The organism is Terriglobales bacterium (assembly GCA_035651995.1).
In the GTDB taxonomy this organism is placed as follows: domain Bacteria; phylum Acidobacteriota; class Terriglobia; order Terriglobales; family Acidobacteriaceae; genus DASRER01.
In genome coordinates, this window is sequence record DASRER010000007.1 from 1 (window position 1) to 24893 (window position 24893).

Here is a 24893-nt window from a genome sequence, read left to right on the forward strand (position 1 = left end):
TTCCTGCACATGTTCAGCGTGGTCTTTCTGCGCGCCTACCGCAAACCGCGGGAACTGACCTGGGTTAGCGGCATGCTGCTGCTGTTCCTGGCCATGGGCTTCGGCTTCAGCGGCTACCTGCTGCCCTGGAACACGCTGGCCTTTTTTGCCACCAAGGTGGGAACCGATATCGCCGGGCAGGTGCCTTTCGTAGGCCACCGGCTTATGGTGTTCCTGCGCGGCGGCGATGAGGTGACCGGGGCCACGCTCAGCCGCTTTTTCGGCTTCCATGTGGCCGTGCTCCCCGGGCTAACCACCCTGCTGGTCGGTCTCCACCTGCTGCTGATTCAGCGCTTCGGCATCAGCGTGCCCGCGCGCATCGAGCCGGAATGGCGGGCCCTGCCTCAGGAGAAGCGCGAGATGCGTTTCTTCCCCAATTTTGTCCTGCGCGAACTGATGGCCTGGTACATCGCGCTGGGCGTGCTGGGCGGGCTGGCCGCCTTCTCGCCCTGGGGCCTGGGCACCAAGGCCGACCCCTTTGCTCCCGCGCCCGCCGGCATCAAGCCGGAATGGTACTTCCTGTTCATGTTCCAGACTTTAAAAATGATTCCCGCCAAACTGGGCATACTGGATGGCGAGGTGGTGGGCATCCTGACCTTTTCCCTGGCCGGATTCATCTGGGTGCTGGTGCCCTTTCTGGACGGCACCAAGCGCAGCCAGCGCTTGATTACAGGAGCGGCGATGTTCGTGGTGGCTTACATGGGAATGATGACGGCGTACGGTTATGTGGCGAAATAAGAGCCTCGGCGCGGTGCTGCTACTTACAACCGCAGTTGCGGTGGCGCAAGCGCAGCAACCCAACAGCTGCGTGGATTGCCATTCCGCGCTGGAGGGCGAACTGCACGTCACCCAGGAGCAGTTTGCCCAGGACATCCACGCGCAAAAAGGATTGACCTGCGCCAGTTGCCACGGCGGCGACCCCAGCAAGAGCGACGATAGCGCCATGAGCAAGGCTGCCGGATTCAAAGGCAGAATTGATCGCGCCGCGGTGCCCAAGCTGTGCGGCTCCTGCCATTCCGATCCTGGCTTCATCCGCCAGTACAATCCCTCTCTGCGCACTGACCAGCTCAGCCAGTACCAGACCAGCGTTCACGGCAAGCGTCTGGCGGCGGGCGACACCAAGGTGGCGGTCTGCACCGATTGTCACGGCGTGCACGACTTGCGTCCGGCCAGCGACACCCGCTCCAAGGTGCATCCCCTCAACATCGCCGCCACCTGCTCGCATTGCCATGCCGACGCGCAGTACATGGCTGCCTACAAAATTCCCACCAACCAGTACGCCGCCTATAAAACCAGCGTGCACCACCAGGCGCTGGTGGAGCGCGGCGACCTGAGCGCGCCCACCTGCACCACCTGCCACGGCAACCATGGCGCCACGCCTCCGGGTGTGGGTTCAGTCGCCAACGTTTGCTCCACCTGCCACGTTTTTCAGGCCCAGCTTTTTGAGGCCAGCCCGCACAAGGCGGCTTTTGCCTCCGCGGGGCTGCCCGGTTGCGTCACCTGCCACAGCAATCACGGCATCAGCAAACCGGGCGACACCATGCTGGGCACAGGCGCACAGTCGGTCTGCACCAACTGCCACACCCAGGGCGATGCCGGCTACCGGGCGGCGGGCGACATGCAGCAGCAGATTCTTGGCCTGGAAACTTCCATCACCCGCTCCGACCACGTCCTCAGCAAGGCGGAATCTTCGGGCATGGAAGTAAGCCAGGCGCGCCTGGAGTTGGACCAGGCCCGCGATGCGCTCACCAAGGCGCGAGTGAGCGTGCACACTTTCGCCGCCACTCCTGTGCACGCGGACGTGGAGTCCGGCCTGAAAATAACCGCCAAGACTTACGGCGAAGGCCAGGCCTCCCTGCGTGAGCGCGATTACCGGCGCACCGGGCTGGGCATGTCGCTGGTGGCGATCGTCTTTGTCGTGGTGGCGCTGCGGCTCTACATCAAGGAAATAGAGAAAAACGGGCGTCGGTAGTCAGGAGTCGGGAGCCGGCAGGATTCGGCGAAGCCTGGAGCCACCCCTGCCATAGCGCATTCCCGAATTTTTCGGTGCTGCACGCCGGATGCTTCGGCGCTGAAGCGCCTCAGCATGAGGCCTTCATTCTGATGCGGGCGATTTGATGTGCACGAGCCATATCGCTGAACCTTTGAATTCTGCCGGCTGACTCCCGACTACCGACTCCTGACTCCCCGTTCTACATCTCCCTTGCTTCCCTCACGCTCCCTTGTGATACACTTCCCGCCCAAAAGCTAATGGGGTCGTGGCACAGTTCCAATTAGGGCTTGGCAGGGAAACTTCGAACCTGGGAGGCAAGGGGATGGGCCTGGCACTTCTGCTGATTATCTGGCTGATCACCTTCTTCAGTTCCTACTTCTTCGTTGCTCATGCCTGGTGGCCGCACGCAATTTCAGCAAGCGCTCCCTACATTGACCACCAATGGCACCTCACCTTCATTCTCATGGGTGTGGTCTTCATCATGGCGCAGGTAACGCTGGGCCTGTTCGTCTGGCGTTTTCGCGACCGCGGCGGAGATACCAGGGCCAGCTACTCGCACGGCAACAACAAGATGGAGCTGACCTGGACGGTGCTGACCGCCATCCTTTTCCTGGGACTGAATGCCATCGGCAGTCCCATCTGGGCGGCCGAGCGTTTTGAACCGGCCGACCAGGGCGCCATGAAAGTGGAAGTTAGCGGGCTGCAGTTCGCCTGGTATTTCCGCTATCCCGGCGCGGATAACAAATTCGGCGCCACCCGCCCCGAACTGGAAGACGCTTCTTTGGGCGGCCTAAGCGCCCTGGGAGTGGATTCCAACGATCCCGCTTCCAAGGATGACGTGGTGAGCGGCGTCCTGATGCTGCCGGTCAATCGCGAGGTGGACCTAACCCTGCGTTCCCAGGATGTGATTCACAGCTTTTTTGTTCCCGCCATGCGCTTCAAGCAGGACGCAGTGCCCGGGCTGATGATCCACATGCACTTCCGGCCCGAGCAGACCGGCGATTACGAGATAGCCTGCGCCGAACTGTGCGGTTTGGGACACTACAAGATGCACGGCATCATGCGCGTGGTGAGCGAGCAGGATTTCCAGAAATGGTTGGCGGCACGGGAGGCGGAGAAACAATGACTCAGGCACACGGCCCAGCTGGCGCGGCACCGAGCACGGTTCACGGACACGCGCCCACCGGCTTCATCCGCAAATACGTCTTCAGTCTGGACCACAAAGTCATTGGCATCCAGTACTATTTCCTGGCTTTGAGTGCGGTATGCGTGGGCATGATTCTCTCCCTGGCCATGCGCATCCACATGGTCTGGCCGGACGCGTCCATCCCCTTCTTCGGCGCCATCAAGCCGGAGCAGTACCTGACCCTGATGACCATGCACGGCACCATCATGGTGTTTTTCGTGCTGACGACGGCGCCGCAGAGCGGTTTCGGCAACTACTTCCTGCCCATCCAGATCGGGGCGCCGGACATGGCCTTCCCCACCCTGAACATGCTGTCTTTCTGGACCACGTTTCTGTCGTTCGCGGTGATGATCTCCGCTTTCTTCGTGGCCGGCGGGGCGCCGCTTTCCGGATGGACCAACTACCCGCCCCTGAGCTCCATTCCCCTGGCCGGGCCGGGTGAAGGCCTGGGCGAAGACTTGTGGCTCATAAGTATCGCCCTGTTCTGCGTCGCCTCCATGATGGGCGCGCTCAACTTCATCACCACCACTCTGGACCTGCGGGCTAAAGGCATGACCCTGATGCGCATGCCCCTGACTTGCTGGTCGTGGTTCATTACCGCCATCCTGGGCCTGCTGGCGTTCGGCGTGCTCCTGGCCGGCGGCATCCTGCTGCTCATGGACCGCAACCTGGGCACCAGCTTCTTCGTTCCCGGCGGGCTGATGGTCAGCGGCGAACCGGTGGCCCATAGCGGCGGCTCGCCCCTGCTATGGCAGCACCTGTTCTGGTTCTTCGGCCACCCCGAGGTGTACATCGCCATCCTGCCGGGAATGGGCGTGGCTTCGCAGCTGCTTTCCACCTTCTCCCGTAAACCTATATTTGGCTACAAAGCCATGGTGTACGCCATGATGTCCATCGGGGTTCTTGGATTCATGGTCTGGGGCCACCATATGTTCATGAGCGGCATGAGCCCCTACTCGGCTTTTGCCTTTTCCTTCATGACCATGGCCATCGGCGTGCCCTCCGCCATCAAGACCTTCAACTGGCTGGGCACCATGTGGAAGGGCAAAATCCGCTTTACGACGCCCATGCTGTTTGCCATTGGCTTCGTTTCCCTCTTTGTTTCCGGCGGCTTGAGCGGCCCTTTCCTGGCGCAGCCGGCCATTGACATCCCCCTGCACGACACCTACTTCGTCGTAGCCCATTTCCACCTGATCATGGGTGTGGCGGCCATCTTCGGCATATTTGCCGCAACCTACTACTGGTTCCCCAAGATGTATGGGCGGATGATGAGCGAGACCCTGGGAAAAATTCACTTCGTGTTCACCTTCATCGGCGCCTATTGCATCTTTATGCCCATGCACTACCTGGGCATGGCGGGCAATCCCCGGCGCTACTCGCAATTTACCGAGGTCAAGTACCTGGCGCCGCTGCTGCCCATCCATAAGTTCATCACCTACGCTGCTATCATCACCGTAACCGCGCAGCTGATTTTCCTCTTCAATCTCTTCTGGAGCATGAAGAAGGGCAAGAAGGCTGCCCAGAATCCCTGGGAGGCCACAACCCTGGAGTGGACCACGGCCACGCCGCCCCCGCACGACAACTTTGGCGGCGTCACCCCGGTGGTTTATCACGGACCCTATGAGTACAGCGTGCCGGGTGCAGCCAAGGATTACATCATGCAGACCGATCCGGCCCCCGTGCCTGCGCACTAGATTGGTATGGCCACATTGACTCCGACCCTGACGGTTAAGCAGCCCAAACGCCGCGGCGGCGGGAGCGGGGACATTCCCCGCTATCCCGGCGGAGGCGGGGGTGGCGGCGGTCGCGGCGACGAATCTCCCGATTACGGAGAACGCCTGCGCCGGTGCCGCCTGGGGCTGGCGGTGGGCATCGCCCCCATCGTGATGTTGTTCGTAGCTTTCAGCAGCGCTTACCTGGTGCGCCAGGGAATGTCCTCCTGGGACCTGCGCACCAACAGCTACATCAATGATTGGGCGCCGGTGCGCCTGCCCGTGCTGCTGCTGGTGATCAACACCTGCTTTCTGCTGGTCAGCAGCGTGACCATGGAATTCGCCCGCCGGCAGGCGGCGCGGCTGGCCGTGATCGCGCCGGTCACCGCCATGCCCGGCATCGCCGACGATGAACCCAGCGGCTTTCCCTGGCTGGGCCTGACCGTGGTTCTGGGACTCGCCTTTCTGGTCGGACAAGTGCTCGCCTGGCGGCAGATGGAAGCCCGCGGATTTTTTCTCTCCGGCAACCCCAGCAGCTCCTTCTTTTACCTGCTGACGGGAATGCACGCTCTCCACCTGCTGGGCGGAGTTGTGGCGCTGCTCTATGCCTCGGTGACCTTCTGGATGAAGCGGCCGCCGGAGAACCGCCACATCGTCATAGATGTGACCGCCTGGTACTGGCATTTCATGGCTTTGCTGTGGCTGTACATATTCGCCTTGCTGGAAATTGCGCATTAGCACGAGGAGGCTGGCACAATGGCCGATGTTGCGGTGCAACACAGCGTAGCGGGAGCTTATGAGCCGTCGCTGTTCGGCACCTATTCCAAAAAAATCGGAATGTGGCTGTTCCTGCTTTCCGATTCCCTGACCTTCGGCGCGCTGCTGTTCGCCTATTCCTACGGCCGCATCTCCACCCCCAACTGGCCCACGCCCTTCGGCAAGGCCAGCATTGTCAACGCCACCATCATGACCGTCTGCCTGCTCTCCAGCTCGCTGACCATGGTTTTGGGCGTGCTCGCTTCCAAGAAAGGCGACCACAAGGCAACGGTGAAGTGGCTGCTGGCCACCATGTTCTTCGGCGCGCTGTTTGTGGTGCTGCACGCCAAGGAGTGGAGCGGGCTGATCGCCGAAGGCCTGCGGCCCTTCAGCAATCCCTGGGCAAAAAATGTTCCCCAATTCGGCGGCACCTTCTTCACCCTGACCGGAATGCACATGCTGCACGTCACCATCGGCGTGTGCTACCTGGGCGTGGTAGCGCTGCGCAAGAAGTGGATACCCATCCTGCTGGGCATCTGGCTGCTGGGATGGCTGCTGACGCCGGCCACCAACGTCTTCCACATCGGCATTCACGTGCTGCTGCTGGTGGCGGCGATTTCCGCCGTTATTTTGTTCCTGAAACCGAAAGTTTACGACGCGCACGACGTGGAAATTGCCGGACTGTATTGGCACTTCGTGGACCTGGTGTGGATGTTCATCTTTCCGCTGGTCTACCTGATGTCGACCAAGATTCTTTAGGAGAAACGATGGCGCACGCTGAAGCAGTCACCGGGAGTCACAGCAATAAGCAGTTCTATGTTGTGTGGGCGGCGCTGCTGGTGCTCACCGCCATCGAGGTCTGGCTGGCTTACAACCAGTTCTTCACCCCGATCCACATGCTGGAGATCCTGCTGGCGCTCTCCATCGTGAAAGCAGGGTTGATCATCGCCTACTTCATGCACCTGAAATATGAGTACGGCCCCATGAAGATCGTGCTCATGTCGGCGCTCGTGGCTTGTCTGGTGCTGATGTTCACCTTCTTCCCCGACGCACTGCGTATACTGGAACTGGGCACGTCCACTCGATGAAACGCCTGCTCGCCACCACCGCCCTGCTCCTCATGCTCAGCGCCCCCGCCGCGCTGGGACAGGGCTGCTCCATGTGCATCACCTCCGCCGCCGGCGCCGGCGCCAAGGGACAGCGCGCCATCAGCCGCGGCGTTATCTTCCTGCTGCTGCCCCCGGTCGGCATGATGGCCGTGCTGGTCGGCGTGGCCCTGAAGTACAAGTCGAGGAATGAGGCGCGGGAAGCGCGGCGCGACTCTGCAGAAGGCGCCTCGCCACAATAATTCCCAGACTCATCCTGAGCGAAGCACACGATGGGCTTTGCTCATCGTGTGCGCAGTCGAAGGGTCCCTATGGCGCCCGTACATTTCAGGTGAGCTAGCGGTCCTTCGACTCACGCTACGCGCTCGCGTCAGGATGACAAAATCGAAGACCTCAGGCAGCATCTCTACATGACCACCGTCCTCCTCCTTACGCTCTCCAACATCTTCATGACCTTTGCCTGGTATGGACACCTCAAGCACCGCAGCGCCCCGCTGTTCGAGGTGATCGTGATCAGCTGGGGCATTGCCTTCTTCGAGTATTGCTTTCAGGTCCCCGCCAACCGCATCGGCTCCTACGAATTCACCACCGCCCAATTGAAGACCATCCAGGAAGCCATCACCCTGACCGTCTTCGCCTTCTTCTCGGTTTTTTATTTGAAGGAACAGTTTCGCTGGAACTATCTGGTGGGTTTCGCGATGATTGTGGGGGCGGTATTTGTGATCTTCAAGAAGTGGTAAGAACAGTCATCCTGAGCGGAGCACGAGATGACCTGCGCTCATCTCGTGCGGAGTCGAAGGATCCCTACTGCCACCGCTGCACTCCCGGTGGAGTACAAACTGTAGATCTAGAGGCGTAGGCAGTGAGCACTGTTCTGAGGATCGTCACGGGGGTGCTGATCTGCTCTCTGGGCGGCGTCGGAGCATTCGCAGTGGTTGACCTCGCCCTGGCCTCGACAGTTGTGCTCCTCATTGAGCTGGCCGCGGCGCTTGCCGCGATGATTGGCGCGGGAATCGGCTGTGAGCGCTTCGCCACCCGCACGCCGCCTCAAGGTCAACCACCGCCCTCATCTCCGCTATAATCAAAAGATTCCACGGCCCTGCCGCACCCCGCCGTAGGCGCGCTTTTGCCTGCAGGACGCGGCACGCCTGACGGTCCCCCTGGTGATGTCGAACGAGAGCATTGTCGTCCGTGGCGCGCGCGTCCACAACCTCAAGAACATTGACTTTGAGATTCCGCATAACACCCTGACGGTGGTGACCGGCGTCTCCGGCTCGGGCAAGTCTTCCCTCGCTTTCGACACGGTCTACGCCGAAGGCCAGCGCCGCTACGTCGAATCGCTCTCCGCCTATGCCCGCCAGTTCCTCGAACGCATCGAGAAGCCGGACGTCGAGCTGATAGACGGCATCGCCCCCGCGGTTGCCATCCGGCAGAAGAACTCCACGCGCAACCCGCGCTCCACCGTCGCCACCGCGACCGAAATCTACGACTACCTGCGCCTGCTGTTCGCGCGCGTCGGCCAGACGTTCTGTTCGCAATGCGGCGCCGAAGTCCGCCGCGACACGGTAGACGACGTCGCCGCCGCCGTCCTGTCTCTGGCGGAAGGAACGCGCCTGAACGTGCTCTTCCCGCTCTCGGCCGCGCAGCGCGCCGGCGACGCCGACAAGAAGCCGCGCGCGAAGAAGTCGAAGACCGCCGCGCCCGAGCCGGTCTCCGACGCGCTGAAAGAGCGCCTCTTCGAGCTGCGCAAACGCGGCTTCAACCGCCTGTTCCAGAACGGCCAGGTCTTCGAGTTCTCCACGCCCGAGTCCCTGCTCGATGTCGACTTCTCTCAGCCGGTGTTTGTTCTTATCGACCGCATCGCCGTCGCGCCGGGCGACGCCGCAGGCCGCTCGCGCCTGGTGGACGCGGTTGAAATCGGCTACCGCGAGGCCGGCGAGATCGTCATCGAAACCGCCCCGCGCGAGGGCGAAGGCGCGCCGCAGCGGCGGCGCTTCGCGCATCGCTTCGAATGCAAGCAGTGCCACCTGCGTTACGAAGAGCCCGAGCCGCGCCTGTTCTCGTTCAACAATCCGTACGGCGCCTGCCCGCGCTGCCAGGGCTTCGGCAACACGATCGATTTCGACCCGAACCTCGTCATCCCTGACAAGTCGCGCACGTTGAACGAGGGCGCCGTCGAGCCCTTCACCAAGCCCAAGTACCGCGTGCTCGCCGCCGAACTGAAGCGCTTCGCCAAGGCGAACGACATCCCCCTCGACGTTCCCTGGGCGGACCTGACACGCGCGCAGCAGGAGATGGTCTTCGAGGGCGACCGCAAGTATCCCGGCATCCGCGGCTTTTTCGCGCACCTGGAGCGCAAGAAGTACAGGCTGCACGTGCGCGTCTTTCTCAGCCGCTATCGCGGATACTCGGTCTGCTCCGACTGCCGCGGCTCGCGCCTGCGCTCGGAGGCGCGGCAGGTGAAGATTGCCGGCAAGAATATCTGCGAAGTCTGCGCCATGACGGTGGACGAGGCCGCGCTCTTCTTTGAAGACGTGCGTCTCACGCCCGCACAAGCCGAAATCGCCGACAAGCTGCTGGAGGAAATCCGCGACCGGCTGCGCTTCCTCAACGACGTCGGTCTCGAGTACCTCACGCTCGACCGGCTCGCTTCCACGCTCTCCGGCGGCGAGGCGCAGCGCATCCAGCTCGCCACCTCGCTCGGCTCGCGCCTGGTGGGCACGCTCTACGTGCTCGACGAGCCCTCCATCGGCCTGCACAGCCGCGACACCGCCCGCCTCATCAAGATCCTGCACGACCTGCGCGACCTGGGAAACACGATCCTGGTCGTGGAGCACGACGCCGAGATCATGAAGGCGTCGGACCGCATCCTCGACCTTGGCCCCGGCGCCGGCGAGCATGGCGGAAAAGTGATCGCCACCGGCACCTACGACGAAATCCGCGGCGCGCACAACTCGCTCACCGGACGCTACCTCGGCGGCGATCTGAAGATTCAGCTTCCGCCCGCGCGCCGCAAGCCCGGCCCGCGCCAGCTCAAGGTGATCGGCGCGCGCGCCCACAATCTGAAGCGGATCGACATCACCATCCCGCTCGGCATGATCGTCGCCGTTACCGGCGTGTCGGGCTCGGGAAAATCCAGCCTCGTTCACGACGTGCTGTACGCCGCGCTCGCCGCCGAGAAGAAGGAGCCCGGCGCCGTCGCCGCACCCGACGGCTGCCTCGACCGCATCGAGGGTAGCGCGCTCATCGACGACGTGGTCCTCGTCGACCAGTCGCCGATCGGGCGCACGCCGCGCTCCAACCCGGTCACCTACATCAAGGCGTTCGACGCCATCCGCGAGCTCTTCGCCTCGCAGCCCGAAGCGCAAAAGCGGGGCTTCACCGCCGGCCATTTCTCCTTCAACATCCCCGGCGGACGCTGCGAGGCTTGCCAGGGTGACGGCGCCGTCACGGTAGAGATGCAGTTTCTCGCCGACGTGGAACTCATCTGCGAGGAGTGCAAGGGCACGCGCTACAAGGCCGACGTGCTCGACGTCCGCTACAAGGGCAAGAACATCTTCGACGTGCTCAACCTCACCGTGAAAGAGGCGATGCAATTCTTCGCCGGCGCGCCCAAAATCAACGACAAGCTGCGCGTGCTCGACGAAGTCGGCCTCGGCTACCTGCGGCTGGGCCAGTCGGCCACCACGCTCTCCGGCGGCGAGGCCCAGCGCATGAAGCTGGCCGCGCACCTCCAGCCCACGCGCGACGCCCTGCGTCCGGTGGATCCCGAAGAGGCCAAACAGCGTCCGCGCAGGCTCTACATCTTCGACGAGCCTACTACCGGCCTCCACTTCGACGACGTTTCCAAGCTCCTCGCCGCCTTCCGCCGCCTGATCGATGCCGGCGGCAGCATCGTCGTGATCGAGCATAACCTCGACGTCATCAAGACGGCCGATTGGGTGATTGACCTTGGTCCTGAAGGAGGCGACCGTGGCGGGCGCCTGGTCGCGACCGGCCCTCCCGAAGCCGTGGCAAAGAACCCGCGCTCATACACCGGAAAGTGGCTGGCGCGCATCTTAGGTAAGAACGGCAGCTCACGAACTCACGACGGCCCGGCTCAGGCCCCTGACCGCGGAAATGACCGCGGGAACAACCGCGGCAAGCCTGTCCAGGCCGGCTCACGGCCGGCGCCGGCATCGGTGTCGGCCGACCGCGATCGTGACGCCAACTCGCATGCCAACGCACGCAAGTAAGATTACCCGTGCTCGTCGTAGAGACGTGGCTTGCTGCGTCTTTCTTCTCGCCGCGCTGGCATTGCTTACGCCATCGGCCGACGCCGTCCCGCAAAGCGCCGCCAAGCAATCGTCCGGTTCTCAAGGCTCGAGCACGCGCCGCAAGGTGCGCGTCGAAGAGCCCGCGCCGGCCGCGGTCAGCGCGGTGGACAAGGCCGAAGAAGCCATCGCGCGCAAGGACTACGCCGCCGCCGAGCCGCTGCTTCGCTCCGCCACCGCCGAAGACCCCAAGGACTACCGCGCCTGGTTCGACTTGGGATTCGTTCTCAGCGCCACCGGCCGGCGCGACCTGGCCATCTCAGCCTATCGCAACTCGATTGGCGCCAAGGCCGATGTCTTTGAGTCAAACCTGAATCTCGGCGTGCTGCTCGGAGACGCCGGCGATCCGGATGCGGAAACCTACCTGCGCGCCGCCACGACGCTGCGTCCCACTCGCAATGCCGACGAAGGCCACAAGCGCGCCTGGCTCGCGCTGGGGCACGCTCTCGAAGCGCAGAATGTGCCGGCGAAAACCACGCAGGCCGTCGAGGCATACCGTGCCGCGGCCCAGCTCGCGCCCAGGGATCCGGAACCGCGCATCGCCGCCGGCATCGCGCTGGAGCGCTCGCGCCAGTGGCTTCCGGCCGAAGCCGAGTACAAGCAGGCGCTGGAACTCGACCCTGCGAACTCGGAGGCGCTTGCCGGCCTGGTCAACGTTTATTCGCAGACCAAGCGCTTTCCCGAGGCCGAGGCCATGCTGCGCCGCTACCTGGAGCAGCAGCCCGCCAACACCACCGCCCGGGTTCAACTCGGTCGCGTGCTCGCGGCGCAAGGCCGCTCTTCGGAAGCTGCCGGCGAATTGGAAGCGGGACTCAAGGCTGCGCCCGACGATCCTGTCGCCCTTCGCGAGCTGGCCGGCATCTACGTGAGCGCCAGGCAGTACGGCAAGGCGGAACAAGCCTATCGCGCCCTGGTAAAGCGCTTCCCCTCCGACGGCGACCTGCACGCGGCTCTGGGCAACGCCATCATGCAGCAAAAGCGCTTCGCCGAAGCGCAGCAGGAACTGCTCACCGCGGTCAGCCTGAAGCCCAACGACCCTGGGGCGCTCGTCAACCTGGCCCTCACCGGTTCGGAGACGAAGGACTACCAGCTGTGCATCCGCGCGCTCGACGCTCGCGCCCGCACCGTCCCCGACGGCCCCGGCACCTTTTTCCTGCGCGCCACCTGCTACGATCATCTGCGCGCCTACAAGCAGGCGGCGCAGTATTATCACCAGTTCCTCGACGTATCGAAGGGCGAGAACCCCGACCAGGAGTTCCAGGCGCGGCACCGCCTCATCGCCATCGAGCCGAAGAAATGATGCGACGGCCGGCACAAATTCTGTTCCTCACCCTCGCCACATTGCTCGGCGGCGCCACGCTGCTGCGCGCGGCTGACCAGGCTGAGTCCGTCGAAAAACTCAAGCAGCGCGCCGAAGCGGCCACCGGTGGGACCCGCGCGCGCTTGTTTGTGGAAGTCGCGCGCCTGGAGATCGAAGAAGCGAACCAGCACTTTACCGACGGCGACGTGGACAAGGCCCACGCCCGCGTGAAAGACGCCGTCACCGACGCCGAAAAGGGCGCCGACGCCGCGCGAATCAGCGGCAAGCGCTTGAAGGACACCGAAATCGATTTGCGGAAGCTCCAGCGCCGCACCGAAGACATTCGCCGCAGCCTCGCCCTCGAAGACCGCCCCGCGCTGCAGTCCATGGTGGAACGCCTCGAGGCGCTGCGCCAGCAATTGCTCGACAAGATGTTCGGCCACGACAACAAAAACAAGTCCAAGGCTGCGCCGCCGTCATGAACCGCCATCAACTCTCCATCGCCGCGGTCCTATTGCTCGCGCTCGTCCCCGCCCAGGCGCAAGTGCGCCGCCACGATCCCCTCACCGCCAAAGAGGTCGAGGACCTGCGCGAGGTGGCGCAGGACCCCGCGCAGCGTCTGAAGCTCTATGCCAGGTACGCCCTGGCCCGCATGACGGCCATCGACCAGGTGCGCGCCGACTCCAAGCTCGCCACCGCCGAGCGCGCCAAGCAGCTCCACGACCTCATCGAAGACCTGGGTACCATCGTCGACGAAATGGACGACAACGTGGAGGACTACGACAAGCGCAAGGCCGACTTGCGCCGCCCGCTCAAAGACGTGATCGAGGCCGACACCGCCCTCCAGATCAAGCTGCGCGCGCTGAAGGAAGCAGCCGATACCACGCTTGCCAAAGAGGCGCCCGATTTCCGCTTTGCGCTCGAAAACACCGTCGAAAGCGTGAACCAGAGCGCTCAGGCAGCCCGCGAAACGTTGGAAGCCCAGAACGTGGCCTTCGCCAAAGCAAAGGCCGACGAAAAAGCCAAGGCAAAAGAAGCGAAGGACAAACGGAATCACTGAGGACGACGGTCCGTTCACGGACTGTCATCCCGGGGAGCAACGCCTCTTAGGATCTGTTTTCCCTATAGGCGCTGCCGCTACCGGCGCCGTTCAGCACGCCGCAGGCACAACGCCTCCGCGTGTCCTTCGCATGGACCGCCTTGGGCCCTTTCACGGCCGTGCTACTCTTTTTCCAGTGGCCCCGAAATTGGTCCGGATTTTTGAGGAGTGCTACCGCGAGTTGCGGCCGCGCGTCGCTGTGCCCGCGTTCCACGTCGAGTTTTTCCGCTTTGCCAACGTCAACAACACCATCCGCCTGCGCGACGGGCAGGTCCGCGCGCGCATCTCCGACTTACTGGAAGGCGCGCCGCAGCCGGTCCTCCGCGCAATCGCTCACATCCTCGTGGCCAAGCTCTATCGCAAACCGATCGAGCCGCAACACGCGGCCCGTTATCGCAAATACCTCGGCAGCCGCGCCATGTCACAGAAAGCGCACCTGGTGCGCCAGATCCGCGGGCGCAAACTCATCACCACGCCCCGCGGACACGTCTGGGACCTGGAAGCCATCTTCGACGAGCTGAACCAGCGCCACTTCTACGGCCTGCTCGCCCGCCCGCTCATGACCTGGAGCCAGGACCGCGCTCGCAACTCGCTCGGCCACTACGATCCGGCGCACAACGCCATCGTCGTGAGCCGCATCTTCGATCACCCGCGCGTCCCGCGCTACGCGGTCGAGTACATCGTCTTCCACGAGATGCTGCACCTCAAGCACCCGGTCCGCCTGCGTGGCAGCCGGCGCTGCGTGCATCCGCCGGCGTTTCAGGCCGAGGAGCGCACCTTCCCGCGTTTGGAGGAAGCGAAACAGTTCCTGAAGGCTCTGTGAGGGCGGGGAAATTCACGCGGCAATCGTCGCCGCCTCATCCACGCCGCCGGGCCGCGCTACTTGCGCCGCCGTCGCATTCACCTCGAACAGCGGTACCGAGTGCGTGGCCAGTCGCACCTTGAACGGCTGCTCGCCGGTCATCAGGTCTGCGTCGAGGCCTTCCGCCAGCGACGTCCGCGCCGCTTCAAATACCAGGGCCGATCCGGGCGACATCCGCGCCCACGCAAGGTCGAACCAGGTCGTATAGAAGCGGCGAACGCAGCCGTCGCGAAACGCCACCAGCGCCGCCACCAGCTGCGTTCCCGCGGCCAGAAAGAACACGTCACACGGGCTCACGCGCGCCGCCGCTAACAGAAACTCGATGGTGCGCGGATCGCAAAACGCGCTTTCGCGCTGGCCGCCGAACTGCGCTGCCTTCTGCTCCCAGATCGCGCGCAACAGCGCCTGCGCGTTTCCATCGGCACGCCTCAGCTCCGCGCCGGCCGCTCGCAACCGCCGCAGCGCCCGCGCCAGCCGCGCATGCTGTCGCGCAAACCGCTCCGCGCTGGTCCTCTCTCTGCTGATCCCCGGCGCGCCGCTCCAGGCGCGAAGCATCGCCGCATCCCAGTGTGACGGGCGGCCCCGGACCGCACGGAAGCGCAACGGCAGTTTCAGACTTGCCAGTTCGCTCCACGCCGCCCGCAGCGCAGCGCCATCGCCGGTGGCGATTACGTCGCGATAATCGAACAGTCCGCCGCCAAGCAGCGTGAGGCAATTCCCGCGGACTGCCGCCGGAATCAGCGCCGCGCCCGAGCCGCGCTCCGCGAAGACCACGTGCGGCGCCTCGCCCAGAATCCGCGCTGCCAGCAGGTTCCACTCGAAGCGCTGGAAGAGGGTCGCCCCGCGCGCGCCTTGCATCGCTTCCCACGGCGCCCGCAGTTGCTCCATCTCCTGCGCCGATCTGGCCACAACAATGCGCAAGCCTCTCCTCCGCCTTCGAGGTTAGACGCGAGCGCAAATTCCGCGGATGTGCGGGGACTGACTTGACCGTGAACGGTGAACTGAAGACTGTGGGCTTACTCGGTAAAAAACCGCGCCATCTGGCGGAACTTGGCGTAGCGGTTGTTGAGGAGCGTTTCGACGGGAATGCCCTTCAGCGCGTCCAGTTCCCGCTGCAGCGCCTGATCGAGCATCGCCGCGGCGGCATCGTGGTCGGCGTGTGCGCCGCCTTCGGGCTCGGGGATAACGCCGTCCACGCAGCCCAGTTCCGTCAGATCAGAGGCCGTGATGCGCAGCGCCTCTGCCGCGAGGTCCTTCTTGGCGGGATCGCGCCACATGATGGACGCGCAGCCCTCGGGAGAGATGACCGAGTAAATCGAGTTCTCCATCATCAGGACGCGATCGGCCACGGCGACGCCGAGCGCGCCGCCCGATCCGCCTTCGCCGGTGATGACCGCAACGATAGGAACTTGCAGCCGCGCCATCTCGCGCAGGTTGCGCGCAATCGCCTCGGCCTGGCCGCGCTCTTCGGCGCCGATCCCGGGATACGCGCCCGGCGTATCGATCAGCGTGATCACCGGCCGGCCGTACTTCTCCGCCAGCCGCATCACCCGCAGCGCCTTGCGGTAGCCCTCCGGGTTCGCCTCCCCGAAATTGCGATACAGCCGCTGCTTGGTGTCGCGGCCCTTCTGGTGGCCGATCAGCATCACGTCCTGCCCATGGAAGCGGGCCATGCCCGTCACCAGCGCGTGATCGTCGCCAAAAGCGCGGTCGCCGTGGATCTCGCTCCAGTCGGAGAAGATGCGCTCCACGTAATCGAGCGTGTAAGGGCGCTGCGGATGCCGCGCCAGTTCGGTGATGCGCCAGGCGTGCAGGTGCGCGTAGATCTGCTGGCGCAGAGCGTTCACCTGCTCGTGCAGCCGCGCCAGCTGCCGCCGCGCGTCCTGGTTCTGTCCGGCGGCCTGCTCGAGCTGCTCGATCTGCTTTTCGATCCGTTCCAGCTCGCCTTGCGCCTTGCTCGCCAAATTCACTTCCCTTTCACCGCCGTTGGTTGCGGTTTGCCACAGAGATTCGGCACGCAGCCGGAGCAGCTGCACCATGAAGCGCACCCCCGACGCGATCGCCGCCTGCGACGAAGGGTCACGGGACTCGCGTGCGCGCTTCGTGGAAACAGAGGTCAAACGGCACCTTGCGGTGGTGCGGGTCAGTCAATGACGCGGACGCTGCCGCGTCCGCACAGCTCTTCCACGCGGCTGATGAATGCGCGGTCAGCCTGCACATTATATCCGGCGGGCTCCATCACCACCATGAAGTCGCCGGGGCGCTCCACGTCGAACAACACTCGGGCCTCGCCGCGCCGCTCGGCGCACAGCGAGTGCAGCGCGTCCACCGTGCTCGACGTGGCGCTCTCCAGCCCGACGCGGATGCGCAGTGACTTGGGTAGCTTCGGCTTTGCCTCCTCCAGCGGCGTAACGTCGCTGATGAGGAGCTTGGTGTTCGCGCCCTCTTCCGCCCGGACCGCCGCGCGGACCAGCACCGGGACCTCGAGCTTGAGGCGCTCCTGCAGCCGCTTGAACGACTCGGAGAAGCACAGGAAGTCCACCGATCCCGACATGTCCTCCAGCGTCCCTTGCGCGTACAGCTCGCCGCGCTTGGACTTGAGCACGCGCACGCCGCTCATCATCCCGGCGGCGACGATTTCGTCCCTGCCGGTCGAAGACTTCATCGCCGCGATGGCTTCCGTGCTGAGCGCGTTGAAGTCGAGCAGCTTCTCGCGATACTTCTCCAGCGGGTGCCCGGTGATGAAGAAGCCGAGAATCTCCTTCTCCGCCGCCAGCCGCTGGTGCTCGTCCCAATCGGGAATGTTCGGCAGCGCTTCGTTGGCCGCCGCGGCAGGCGCTGCGTCGTCGCTGAACACGCCGAAAAGCCCGTGCTGCCCCGCTTCCTTGTCGCGCTGCGTCTTCTGCGCGCGCTCCATGGCTTTGTCGAGCACGGCCATGAGCTGCGAGCGCCGCCCCAGCGAATCCATCGCGCCACTCTTGATCAGCGACTCCAGCACGCGCTTGTTCAGCAGCCGCAGGTCAACCTTCTCGCAGAATTCGTAAATGGACCTGAATCGGCCCACTTGCTTGCGCGCGGCCACGACCGAATCAATCGCGTTGCGCCCAACATTCTTCACCGCCGCCAGGCCAAAGCGGATGCTCTCGCCATGCGGCGTGAAGTTGGCGTCGCTCACGTTGATGTCCGGCGGTTCCACCGCAATCCCCATCTCGCGGCACTCGTTGATGTACTTCACCACGTCGTCGGTGCCTCCCGTTACCGAGGTCAGCAACGCCGCCATGAACTCCACCGGATAGTGCGTCTTCAAATACGCCGTCTGGTAGGCCAGCAGCGCGTAGGCCGCCGAGTGCGACTTGGCGAAGCCGTACCCGGCGAACTGCTCCATCAGGTCGAAAATGCGCTCCATCTTTCGCTGCGGATACCCGCGCGCCACGCCTCCCTTCACAAAGCGCTCGCGCTGCGCCCCCATCTCCGAGGCGATTTTCTTGCCCATCGCGCGGCGCAGCAGATCGGCCTCGCCCAGCGAGTAGCCGGCCAACGTGTTGGCGATCTGCAGCACCTGCTCCTGGTAGACGATCACGCCCAGCGTCTCCCGCAGGATCGCTTCCAGCTCCGGCAGCTCGTACTCCACTTTCTTGCGCCCGTGTTTGCGGTCGATGAAGTCATCGATCATGCCGCCCTGGATCGGCCCGGGCCGGTAGAGCGCGTTCAGCGCCGTCAGGTCTTCGACCGCGTCCGGCTTGTAGCGCTTCAGCACATCGCGCATGCCGTGCGACTCGAACTGGAAGACGCCGCTGGTCAGCCCCTTGTGGAACACGTTCTCATACGTCGCCCGGTCGTCCAGTGGCAGCGTTCTCAGGTCGAGCTGCTCGCCGCGCGTCTGCGCGATCAGCTTTACCGCGTCGTCGAGAATCGTGAGCGTGGTGAGCCCGAGAAAGTCCATCTTCAGCAGGCCGAGCTTCTCCACCGCCTTCATGTCGAAGGCGGTCACGATTTCGTCGTTCTTGGTCTTGTGCAGCGGGACCAGCTCGGTGAGCGGCTGCGGCGCAATCACCACGCCGGCTGCGTGCACCCCCGAGTTGCGCACCATTCCCTCCAGCTTCATCGCCGTATCGATCAGCTCGCGAATGCGGTTGTCGTTCTCATACGCGGTTTGCAGCGAAGGCGAGGTCTCCAGCGCCTCCTTCAGCGTGATGTTGAGCTGGTTCGGGACCATCTTGGCAATCTGGTCCAGGTCGCTGTAGGGCACTTCCATGGCGCGGCCCACGTCTTTGATCGCCGCCTTGGCTCCCATCGTGCCGAACGTGATGATCTGCGCCACGTTCTCGCGCCCATACTTCTGAGTGACGTAATCAATCACCTCGCCGCGCCGGTTCATGCAGAAGTCCATGTCGATGTCCGGCATGGTCACGCGTTCCAGATTCAGGAAGCGTTCGAACAGCAGCTCGTTCTCCAGCGGATCGATGTCGGTGATCGAGAGCGCATAGGTCACCAGCGATCCCGCCGCCGAGCCGCGGCCCGGCCCCACCGGTATGCCCCGCTCCTTTGCAAACCGGACAAAGTCCCACACAATCAGCAGATACCCGGAAAACTTCACCTGCTGGATGATGGCGATCTCGCGCGCCAGCCGCTGCTCGTATTCGGCCAGGCCATGTTTCAGCTTGCCCGCGGCGCTCTGCCTCCGGAGCGACTCCATGCGCCGCGCAAAGCCCTCGCGCGTCACGTGCTCGAAGTAGCTGTCGAGCGTGTACCCGGGCGGGACCTCGAAGGGCGGGAACGGGTTTGAGACCTTGTCGAGCTTCAGGCTGCACCGCTCGGCGATGTCGAGCGTGCGCGCCAGTACTTGCGGCGCGTCTTTGAAGACGCGCGCCATCTCGCCGCCGCTCTTCACGAAAAACTGGTTGCCCTGGAACTTGAGCCGGTTGGCATCGTGCAGGGACTTGCCCGTCTGCACGCAGATCAGCACGTCGTGCGCGTGCGCGTCTTCCTCGCCGATGTAGTGGCTGTCGTTGGTCGCCACCAGGGGAATGCCGGTTTCCTTCTCCAGCTGAAACAGGCCCGGATGGATGCGGTGCTCCGCCTCCAGCCCCTGGTCCTGGATTTCCAGGAAGAAATTGTCTTTGCCGAACAGCTCGCGATAGAACCCGGCGGCCTCGCGCGCGGCATCGTACTTTTCCTCCGTCAACCGCTCGGCTACCTCACCCTTCAGGCATCCCGAAAGCCCGATCAGCCCCTTGGCATGCTCGGCCAGGAACGCCTTGCTGACCCGCGGCTTGTAGTAGAAGCCGTTGAGCGACGCCTCCGACGTGATCTTGATCAGGTTGCGGTATCCCTCTTCGTCCTGCGCCAGCACGAGCAGGTGGTTGTAGGTGTCCCCTTCAGGCGGTGTGCGCTCGATGTGGTGATCGGCTTTCTTGCAGATGTACAGCTCGCACCCCACGATGGGCTTGATCCCGCGCGCCTTGGCGGCGTTGTAGAAGTTCACCGCGGCGAAGATGTTGCCGTGATCTGTGACGGCAACCGCCGGCATTCCCAGCTCGGCCACGCGGTCCACCAGCCGGTCCACGTCACAGGCGCCGTCCAGCAGCGAGTAATCCGTATGCAGATGCAGGTGAACGAACTGGGACATGGGTGTAGTTCCATTCTAACGGGACGAACGAAGGTTTGCGGCTGTGGAAAAGGGGCCTGCCGGGAGAGTCGTCGTGTTGCAGAATCCCAGCCCTACCACAATTGATCCAGCAACTCAGGCCCACGTCAGAATCCATGCCTCGCCTGCGCTATTCACTTCACTGGCTCCTTGTCGTCGCGCTCTGCCTTTCTTCCGCGCAAGCGCTGGGTGCACATCGGACATCGTGGGCCTCTCCACCATAGCGTCACTTGGCGTTGCCGTGGGCGACTTCAACAACGACGGCAAGCTCGATTTGGCAGTTAGCGTCCACGACGTCATCTTTTCGCTTCGCGGGGACTGCGCTCATGCTGGTCGCTATCGCGCTCGTGCTGCCGCTCGTCGCCTGCGGCGGCGGAGGCGGCTCTACGCCTTCGTCTCCTTCGCCGCATACCGCGAGCGGGACATCGCAGGTCACCGTCAACGCGCACTCCGGCACGCTCGCGCACATTTCACCGTCACGCTGACGGTTACAGATTGAATTTCAGGACTTGATTTCGAAGCGAAGCCGCTTCCTTACAGCAGCGTCGCCGCATGTCTGCGGAAGCATCCCGGCTCCTACTGCACCCTCACCATCTGTCCCACGCTCGGGACGCCCTTGGAGTTGATCACAAAGAGCATGTAGTAGCCTGCCGGCGCGATATTGCCATTCGGCGGCCCCAACACGATATTCCCCACGAATGAAAGCTCTACCAGCCTCTGACTCATGTCAAAGGAATGCGTCACGGCGCCGGTGCGAATGATGACCACTTTGCTCACATCCGATGCGGTGATCGAGAACGCTCTCCCATAATTAATGACCGGCGGCACGCCGGATACCTGCGGACGCGTCGCCAGCGTGCCGTTTGCATTGAACAGGTACGGCGGCCGATAAATTTCCATGTGCGGCTCGAAAACGCCTTGTTTCGGGTTTCCGCCGCTCAGGACGACGGTGCCGTTCGGCAGCAAGAGCGCCGTGCTGTGGTACAGGTGGGGATAGGCAGTCGTAGCCACCGTCGTGAATTTGTTCGTCACCGGGTCGTAGATCTCGGCTCCCAGGCTCGCGCTCGTTTCGTCTTCGTCGTTTGCGCTTCCCCCTACCGCCAGGATTTTGCCATCCGGCAGCAGCACGGCGTTCATTTCCACCCGCGGAACAGACATGGGGGGGCCATTGACCCACACGGGATTCGCCTGGCTCATGTCGAGGAACTCGGTTGTGTTCGTCGCCGCGGGAGTGTCGCCCATGCCGCCCAGCGCCATGATCACGGGCTTGTAGTCGTTGGCCGCCGTCAGCGGCAGCATCACCGCCGAGCCATAGGTGCGGTAATGCCCGACTCGCATGTTTGCGACAAAACGCCAATTCGGGGCCGCATTGCCGTCGTATACCCAGGCCTCCGGTTCCGGTCCGGCATGGAGAAGGCGCCCGTCCGGCAAAAGGAACATGCGCGGATAAAGCGCCGGAGCGCCCGGCACGGGCACTGTGTTGTCGGTGAACCTGATCTCGCGGCAATCGGTGACCACGCCGGCGTTGGAACAGGTGGGCACAATCGGCGTGTAGATTCTGTTCCGGTAGATTTCGATGAGGGCGTTGTCGAAACCGTGTTCGTCCTGCCCTCCGTACACGAAAACGCTGCCGTCTGCCAGCGAGGTTGTCGTCGGATACCAGCGGCCCGCCTGCATCAGCGGAAGCAGGGTAAAGCGGTTGGTTGCCGGATCGAAAAGAGCGGACTGGCGCTCGCCACCGAATTTTTCGTCATTCGCGCTCGCAGCGTTGGGAGGCACCTTATGTCCTGGCGTGTTCTCTGCCGCTACCGTCATGGCCCCGCCCGGCGCCGGATGCGCGTGCGCCCCCGTTGCTCCAAGGATCGCCACGCCGCCGCCGCCCGCCGCATAAGTCGCGGTTCCGCTGTTGATCAGGATCTGACCGTCCGCCAGGGCCGTCGCTCCGTTGCAGAACATGTCGAACGGGACTTTCATGGTGTTAAACGTCAGGGTGGCAGGCGACCAAACTGTGGCCGAGCCAAAGTCCGTTGGACAACCCTCCTGGCCCGGAGGGCAATTTCCCGTGCCCGCGATGTAAAGCACGTCTCCGGTGTTCAGCAGGACTGCATGGATCGGATTGATGGGCATGGGCTCGGGCAGCGTTGTCCACTCCCCTAACGTCGCAAAGCGAAACCTCTGAAAACGCGGACTGGCAGATGCTGCTTCACGATTGCCATCGCCGCGACTGCCACCGCCGGCGCCGCATCCGGCGAGCATGATGACAATCAGCGCTAGAAGCTTTTTCATTCTCAGAAAAATCCGGGCCCCGAAGTTCATGCCGGGCCGTTTGCCACGGCGATAGTAACCGCTGACGTTGAGAGCTGTAATTATTAATGAAGGCTCCCTGACGGCGTCCACTGCAATCAACACAGCGGGGACGGCAGCGATCGTGATTGCGTCAAGAGGGAAAAAGCGTCAAGGGGAAGAAAGGCTGACGGAAACTTTTCGCCGGGCTACCGCTGTGCGGCGCTGCGCTCGCTCTGGCCGGCCACCACGTTGGCCGAGACCGGCGCGCTGGGATCGAACTTTTGCAGCAGCTCCACGCCCTGGGCCAGCGTCAGTCCGGGGGCCACCCGGCGGAAGTCGCTGGCGGTTTCGCGCGTGTCGAAGCGCAGCGACTTGAACAGCAGCGCGCGGCCGCTCATGTCGATGGTGAGGCCTGTTGTCTCCCAGTGCTCCGGCTCGATGCGCGACTGCTCCACCACGAACTTGCCGCCCTTATAGAGCCGTCCCAGGATCCCCCAGCCGAAGTCCACGTCGCGGAACAGGTGCGCTTCCAGCCGGAGCAGGCGATGCGACGCCAGGTCGATGTACATCTGCCCTTCCATGCCTTCGTAGACCTTCAGCTCGCGCGTCTCGGGATTGAAGTTGGGATTCGGTTTGAACTTCAGCTTTACGCTCTCGCCGTACTTGCCGGGCTCGACCCCGTCGTATTCATACAGGAAGGCATCGGGCAACGCCCGCACCATGCGCGTCACCCGGTTTTCGTCTTCCTTCTGCTTGCGCTGTCGGTCGCGCTGCACGTTGGGATCGCTGAGCAATCGCTGCAAGCGCTTCTGTTCGGCCTTCTGTACGTCGGGCGCCAGCGGCTGGTCATTCAGCTGGATCAGCCGCGCCACGGTGCCGTCGTTGGTCTCGACGTACTCCTTGGTTTCCGTCTTCTCGGGCGTCTGCTTGCGGCCGCGATACATGAAGCGGCTGTTGCGATCGTTCTGCTTCGCTTCCTTGTTCACCGCTTCGCGCACCAGGTCGTTGGCGGAAGCGGGAAGCCCGGGCGCCGGAGGCTGCTGCGCCCAAACACACCCGGCCAGCAACGCCGCGCACAGCGTCACGTGCCACCACCGGATGGACCTTTCCCTCGCCATGCGCTTCAGACCTTTAAGCAATTAGACGACACGCCAGCCGCTCCCGTTGCATTTCAGCTGGAGCGCGTACCGCTCTAATAAGCAGCGTCTTGCTCCATTCTAGTTGGAACGGAAAAGCGCCCCGGTTTTGCCATGACGCCGCTGACCGGGCGCACCGGAAAAAGAACAGACCGGCCGAGGCCGGTCTGGAAGAGGTGAAGACGAGGAAGAGAGAAGGGGCCGGCTCGGAGCAGAAAAGGCAGTCCCATTGGCATCAGGCTGCACGGCAAGAGAAACCGCTGTTCCCCTGGTTTTCGGTCCCGCCTGCTGCTGCAGCCGATCCGCTGCGAGCCGGCCGGCCTCAGAGCTTGCATCCGCGGGGCCAAACCCGCTTACGATCGAACCCGCGCTTTCCCCTGCGCAAGGCGTGTTTTCAGGGGGTTGCAGCCAATGTTTCCCCCTCCGCATGCGCACGGTAAAGGTATTTACCATTCGGTAACCATGGGCCTGCCACCCATGAGCACCGCGCTGCCGTGTCTCTCCCGCCTGCCACGGCAGAGTGCGAGCTGCTCTGCTGGTCACGGCCGGGAAAAAGAGGGCCCGCTTTGGTGGCGGGTTTTGCGACAGCCAGGGTGCGCCAGAGCTACTTCTGCGGCGCCGGATTCGATGGCGCCGGCGCTGGCGTGGCCGGCTTGCTCTGCGTGGGAGCGGCCTTGGTTCCCTCAAACACCGAACCCGACGTGCGGCGCGACGCCATGATCGAAAGCGTGATCGAAGTCAGCATGAAGATGACGGCCGACCACGTGGTGGCCTTGCTCAGCAGCGTGGCCGTGCCCCGCGGGCCGAAGGCGGTCTGGCTGCCCATGCCGCCGAAGGCGGCGGCAATGTCGGCGCTCTTGCCGCTTTGCAGCAGCACCACCACGATCAGGAAAATGCAAACGATGATGTGAACGGTCGTAATCGCAATCAACAGCATGAATTTTCGGTTGAGCGCGCCCCCGCGCCGGACCTTTCGTTGGAATATCGTGCCGGGAATTCAGTCGGATGGTGCGGAAGGCGGGACTTGAACCCGCATGCCTTTCGGCGCCACCCCCTCAAGATGGTGTGTCTGCCAATTCCACCACTTCCGCACTTGAGACCCGCCGCCCAACACCGCGGCGCAGGCACCTTCACACTCCGCAGCTCTTCAAGAGGCAGCTGCGATTATAACAAACCGCCGCGCGCCCTCACCGGGCCGCCGCTGCCCCGCAGCTGTTGCCGGCGGCGCAAGGCGGGCCTTCCTGAGGTGAGGGTCGCGTCAGCCCTGCACAACGATCTGGAGTGCAGCTCGCTCGAACAGGTCATTACCGCTTCGCTGCTGGGTGATGTCACGCGGCTTGTGTAAATAGCTTGAGGGTGCGGGTTTTCCATTCCAGGGTAAATCTCTGGAAAATGGAGTAGATGATTCGGTCCACGCTTTTGACGTTCACAAAGCACACCATCGGTCGGGTTCGTCGG

The 24893-nt window shown here is 63.5% G+C and carries 21 protein-coding genes and 1 tRNA gene; 15 read left to right on the forward strand and 7 right to left on the reverse strand.

Annotated elements, in window-relative coordinates; translation table 11 throughout:
• The 14 genes from VFA60_03845 to VFA60_03910 all read left to right on the forward strand — a co-directional run.
• Positions 1 to 777 (forward strand): cytochrome b N-terminal domain-containing protein (locus VFA60_03845; protein HZQ90905.1); only part of this gene is annotated, 777 nt, incomplete at its 5' end.
• Positions 778 to 847: 70 nt separating this feature from the next.
• Positions 848 to 2011: a cytochrome c3 family protein gene (locus tag VFA60_03850; GenBank protein ID HZQ90906.1), complete on the forward strand. Its 1164-nt coding sequence runs from the start codon at positions 848 to 850 to the stop codon at positions 2009 to 2011.
• 343 nt (positions 2012 to 2354) lie between these two features.
• Entirely contained in the window at positions 2355 to 3158 is an 804-nt protein-coding gene (gene coxB / locus VFA60_03855; GenBank protein HZQ90907.1) for a cytochrome c oxidase subunit II, read from the forward strand.
• Positions 3155 to 4912: a cbb3-type cytochrome c oxidase subunit I gene (locus VFA60_03860; protein ID HZQ90908.1), complete on the forward strand. Its 1758-nt coding sequence runs from the start codon at positions 3155 to 3157 to the stop codon at positions 4910 to 4912. Before coxB ends, VFA60_03860 begins: the two co-directional genes overlap by 4 nt.
• Before the next feature lie 6 nt (positions 4913 to 4918).
• Positions 4919 to 5668 carry a cytochrome c oxidase subunit 3 gene (locus tag VFA60_03865; GenBank protein ID HZQ90909.1) on the forward strand — a complete coding sequence of 250 codons (750 nt, stop codon included), beginning with the start codon at positions 4919 to 4921 and terminating at the stop codon, positions 5666 to 5668.
• Between the two features lie 18 nt (positions 5669 to 5686).
• The gene (locus tag VFA60_03870; protein HZQ90910.1) at positions 5687 to 6445 is read left to right on the forward strand and encodes a cytochrome c oxidase subunit 3; all 759 of its coding nucleotides are present in this window, start codon (positions 5687 to 5689) and stop codon (positions 6443 to 6445) included.
• 8 nt (positions 6446 to 6453) lie between these two features.
• Positions 6454 to 6774 carry a cytochrome C oxidase subunit IV family protein gene (locus VFA60_03875; GenBank protein HZQ90911.1) on the forward strand — a complete coding sequence of 107 codons (321 nt, stop codon included), beginning with the start codon at positions 6454 to 6456 and terminating at the stop codon, positions 6772 to 6774.
• Positions 6771 to 7034, forward strand: coding sequence for a hypothetical protein (locus VFA60_03880; GenBank protein ID HZQ90912.1), 264 nt, complete (start codon positions 6771 to 6773; stop codon positions 7032 to 7034). The genes VFA60_03875 and VFA60_03880 overlap by 4 nt, the downstream gene beginning before the upstream one ends.
• 168 nt (positions 7035 to 7202) lie before the next feature.
• Entirely contained in the window at positions 7203 to 7532 is a 330-nt protein-coding gene (locus tag VFA60_03885) for a DMT family protein (GenBank protein HZQ90913.1), read from the forward strand.
• Between the two features lie 426 nt (positions 7533 to 7958).
• Positions 7959 to 11027 (forward strand): excinuclease ABC subunit UvrA, encoded by a 3069-nt coding sequence (uvrA, locus tag VFA60_03890; protein ID HZQ90914.1) that lies wholly within the window; start codon positions 7959 to 7961, stop codon positions 11025 to 11027.
• Between the two features lie 25 nt (positions 11028 to 11052).
• Positions 11053 to 12405 (forward strand): tetratricopeptide repeat protein, encoded by a 1353-nt coding sequence (locus VFA60_03895; protein HZQ90915.1) that lies wholly within the window; start codon positions 11053 to 11055, stop codon positions 12403 to 12405.
• Positions 12402 to 12887 (forward strand): hypothetical protein, encoded by a 486-nt coding sequence (locus tag VFA60_03900; GenBank protein HZQ90916.1) that lies wholly within the window; start codon positions 12402 to 12404, stop codon positions 12885 to 12887. The genes VFA60_03895 and VFA60_03900 overlap by 4 nt, the downstream gene beginning before the upstream one ends.
• Positions 12884 to 13465: a hypothetical protein gene (locus VFA60_03905; GenBank protein HZQ90917.1), complete on the forward strand. Its 582-nt coding sequence runs from the start codon at positions 12884 to 12886 to the stop codon at positions 13463 to 13465. The genes VFA60_03900 and VFA60_03905 overlap by 4 nt, the downstream gene beginning before the upstream one ends.
• Before the next feature lie 175 nt (positions 13466 to 13640).
• Positions 13641 to 14327: a M48 family peptidase gene (locus tag VFA60_03910; GenBank protein ID HZQ90918.1), complete on the forward strand. Its 687-nt coding sequence runs from the start codon at positions 13641 to 13643 to the stop codon at positions 14325 to 14327.
• Positions 14328 to 14339: 12 nt separating this feature from the next.
• On the opposite strand, the gene VFA60_03915 is transcribed toward VFA60_03910, so the two are convergent.
• The 3 genes from VFA60_03915 to dnaE all read right to left on the reverse strand — a co-directional run bounded on the left by VFA60_03915 (position 14340) and on the right by dnaE (position 19995).
• Positions 14340 to 15287: a GNAT family N-acetyltransferase gene (locus tag VFA60_03915; GenBank protein HZQ90919.1), complete on the reverse strand. Its 948-nt coding sequence runs from the start codon at positions 15285 to 15287 to the stop codon at positions 14340 to 14342.
• Between the two features lie 95 nt (positions 15288 to 15382).
• On the reverse strand, positions 15383 to 16486 hold the full coding sequence (locus VFA60_03920) for an acetyl-CoA carboxylase carboxyltransferase subunit alpha (protein HZQ90920.1): 1104 nt from the start codon (positions 16484 to 16486) through the stop codon (positions 15383 to 15385).
• A 23-nt stretch (positions 16487 to 16509) separates the two neighbouring features.
• Positions 16510 to 19995, reverse strand: a complete 3486-nt coding sequence (dnaE, locus tag VFA60_03925; protein ID HZQ90921.1) for a DNA polymerase III subunit alpha — start codon at positions 19993 to 19995, stop codon at positions 16510 to 16512.
• Between the two features lie 344 nt (positions 19996 to 20339).
• On the opposite strand from dnaE, the gene VFA60_03930 reads away from it, so the two are divergent.
• A complete protein-coding gene (locus VFA60_03930) occupies positions 20340 to 20498 on the forward strand; it encodes a hypothetical protein (GenBank protein ID HZQ90922.1) in 159 nt (52 codons plus the stop codon).
• Positions 20499 to 20589: 91 nt separating this feature from the next.
• On the opposite strand, the gene VFA60_03935 is transcribed toward VFA60_03930, so the two are convergent.
• From VFA60_03935 to VFA60_03950, 4 genes are all read right to left on the reverse strand, one after another.
• Positions 20590 to 22410 (reverse strand): galactose oxidase-like domain-containing protein, encoded by a 1821-nt coding sequence (locus VFA60_03935; protein ID HZQ90923.1) that lies wholly within the window; start codon positions 22408 to 22410, stop codon positions 20590 to 20592.
• A gap of 95 nt (positions 22411 to 22505) precedes the next feature.
• Complete coding sequence (locus tag VFA60_03940) at positions 22506 to 23417, reverse strand: hypothetical protein (protein HZQ90924.1); 912 nt, start codon at positions 23415 to 23417, stop codon at positions 22506 to 22508.
• Positions 23418 to 24039: 622 nt separating this feature from the next.
• Positions 24040 to 24372, reverse strand: a complete 333-nt coding sequence (secG, locus tag VFA60_03945; GenBank protein HZQ90925.1) for a preprotein translocase subunit SecG — start codon at positions 24370 to 24372, stop codon at positions 24040 to 24042.
• Between the two features lie 69 nt (positions 24373 to 24441).
• A tRNA-Leu gene (locus VFA60_03950) sits at positions 24442 to 24526 on the reverse strand.
• Between the last annotated feature and the right edge of the window lie 367 nt (positions 24527 to 24893).

What these genes read in the sequence shown, in the direction of transcription:
- secG (HZQ90925.1), bottom strand. Translation starts at nt 24,372, where the DNA reads ATGCTGTTGATTGCGATTACGACCGTTCACATCATCGTTTGCATTTTC.
- dnaE (HZQ90921.1), bottom strand. Translation starts at nt 19,995, where the DNA reads ATGTCCCAGTTCGTTCACCTGCATCTGCATACGGATTACTCGCTGCTG.
- VFA60_03885 (HZQ90913.1), top strand. Translation starts at nt 7,203, where the DNA reads ATGACCACCGTCCTCCTCCTTACGCTCTCCAACATCTTCATGACCTTT.
- VFA60_03940 (HZQ90924.1), bottom strand. Translation starts at nt 23,417, where the DNA reads ATGGCGAGGGAAAGGTCCATCCGGTGGTGGCACGTGACGCTGTGCGCG.
- VFA60_03860 (HZQ90908.1), top strand. Translation starts at nt 3,155, where the DNA reads ATGACTCAGGCACACGGCCCAGCTGGCGCGGCACCGAGCACGGTTCAC.
- VFA60_03880 (HZQ90912.1), top strand. Translation starts at nt 6,771, where the DNA reads ATGAAACGCCTGCTCGCCACCACCGCCCTGCTCCTCATGCTCAGCGCC.
- coxB (HZQ90907.1), top strand. Translation starts at nt 2,355, where the DNA reads ATGGGCCTGGCACTTCTGCTGATTATCTGGCTGATCACCTTCTTCAGT.
- uvrA (HZQ90914.1), top strand. Translation starts at nt 7,959, where the DNA reads ATGTCGAACGAGAGCATTGTCGTCCGTGGCGCGCGCGTCCACAACCTC.
- VFA60_03900 (HZQ90916.1), top strand. Translation starts at nt 12,402, where the DNA reads ATGATGCGACGGCCGGCACAAATTCTGTTCCTCACCCTCGCCACATTG.
- VFA60_03870 (HZQ90910.1), top strand. Translation starts at nt 5,687, where the DNA reads ATGGCCGATGTTGCGGTGCAACACAGCGTAGCGGGAGCTTATGAGCCG.
- VFA60_03875 (HZQ90911.1), top strand. Translation starts at nt 6,454, where the DNA reads ATGGCGCACGCTGAAGCAGTCACCGGGAGTCACAGCAATAAGCAGTTC.
- VFA60_03930 (HZQ90922.1), top strand. Translation starts at nt 20,340, where the DNA reads ATGCTGGTCGCTATCGCGCTCGTGCTGCCGCTCGTCGCCTGCGGCGGC.
- VFA60_03905 (HZQ90917.1), top strand. Translation starts at nt 12,884, where the DNA reads ATGAACCGCCATCAACTCTCCATCGCCGCGGTCCTATTGCTCGCGCTC.
- VFA60_03865 (HZQ90909.1), top strand. Translation starts at nt 4,919, where the DNA reads ATGGCCACATTGACTCCGACCCTGACGGTTAAGCAGCCCAAACGCCGC.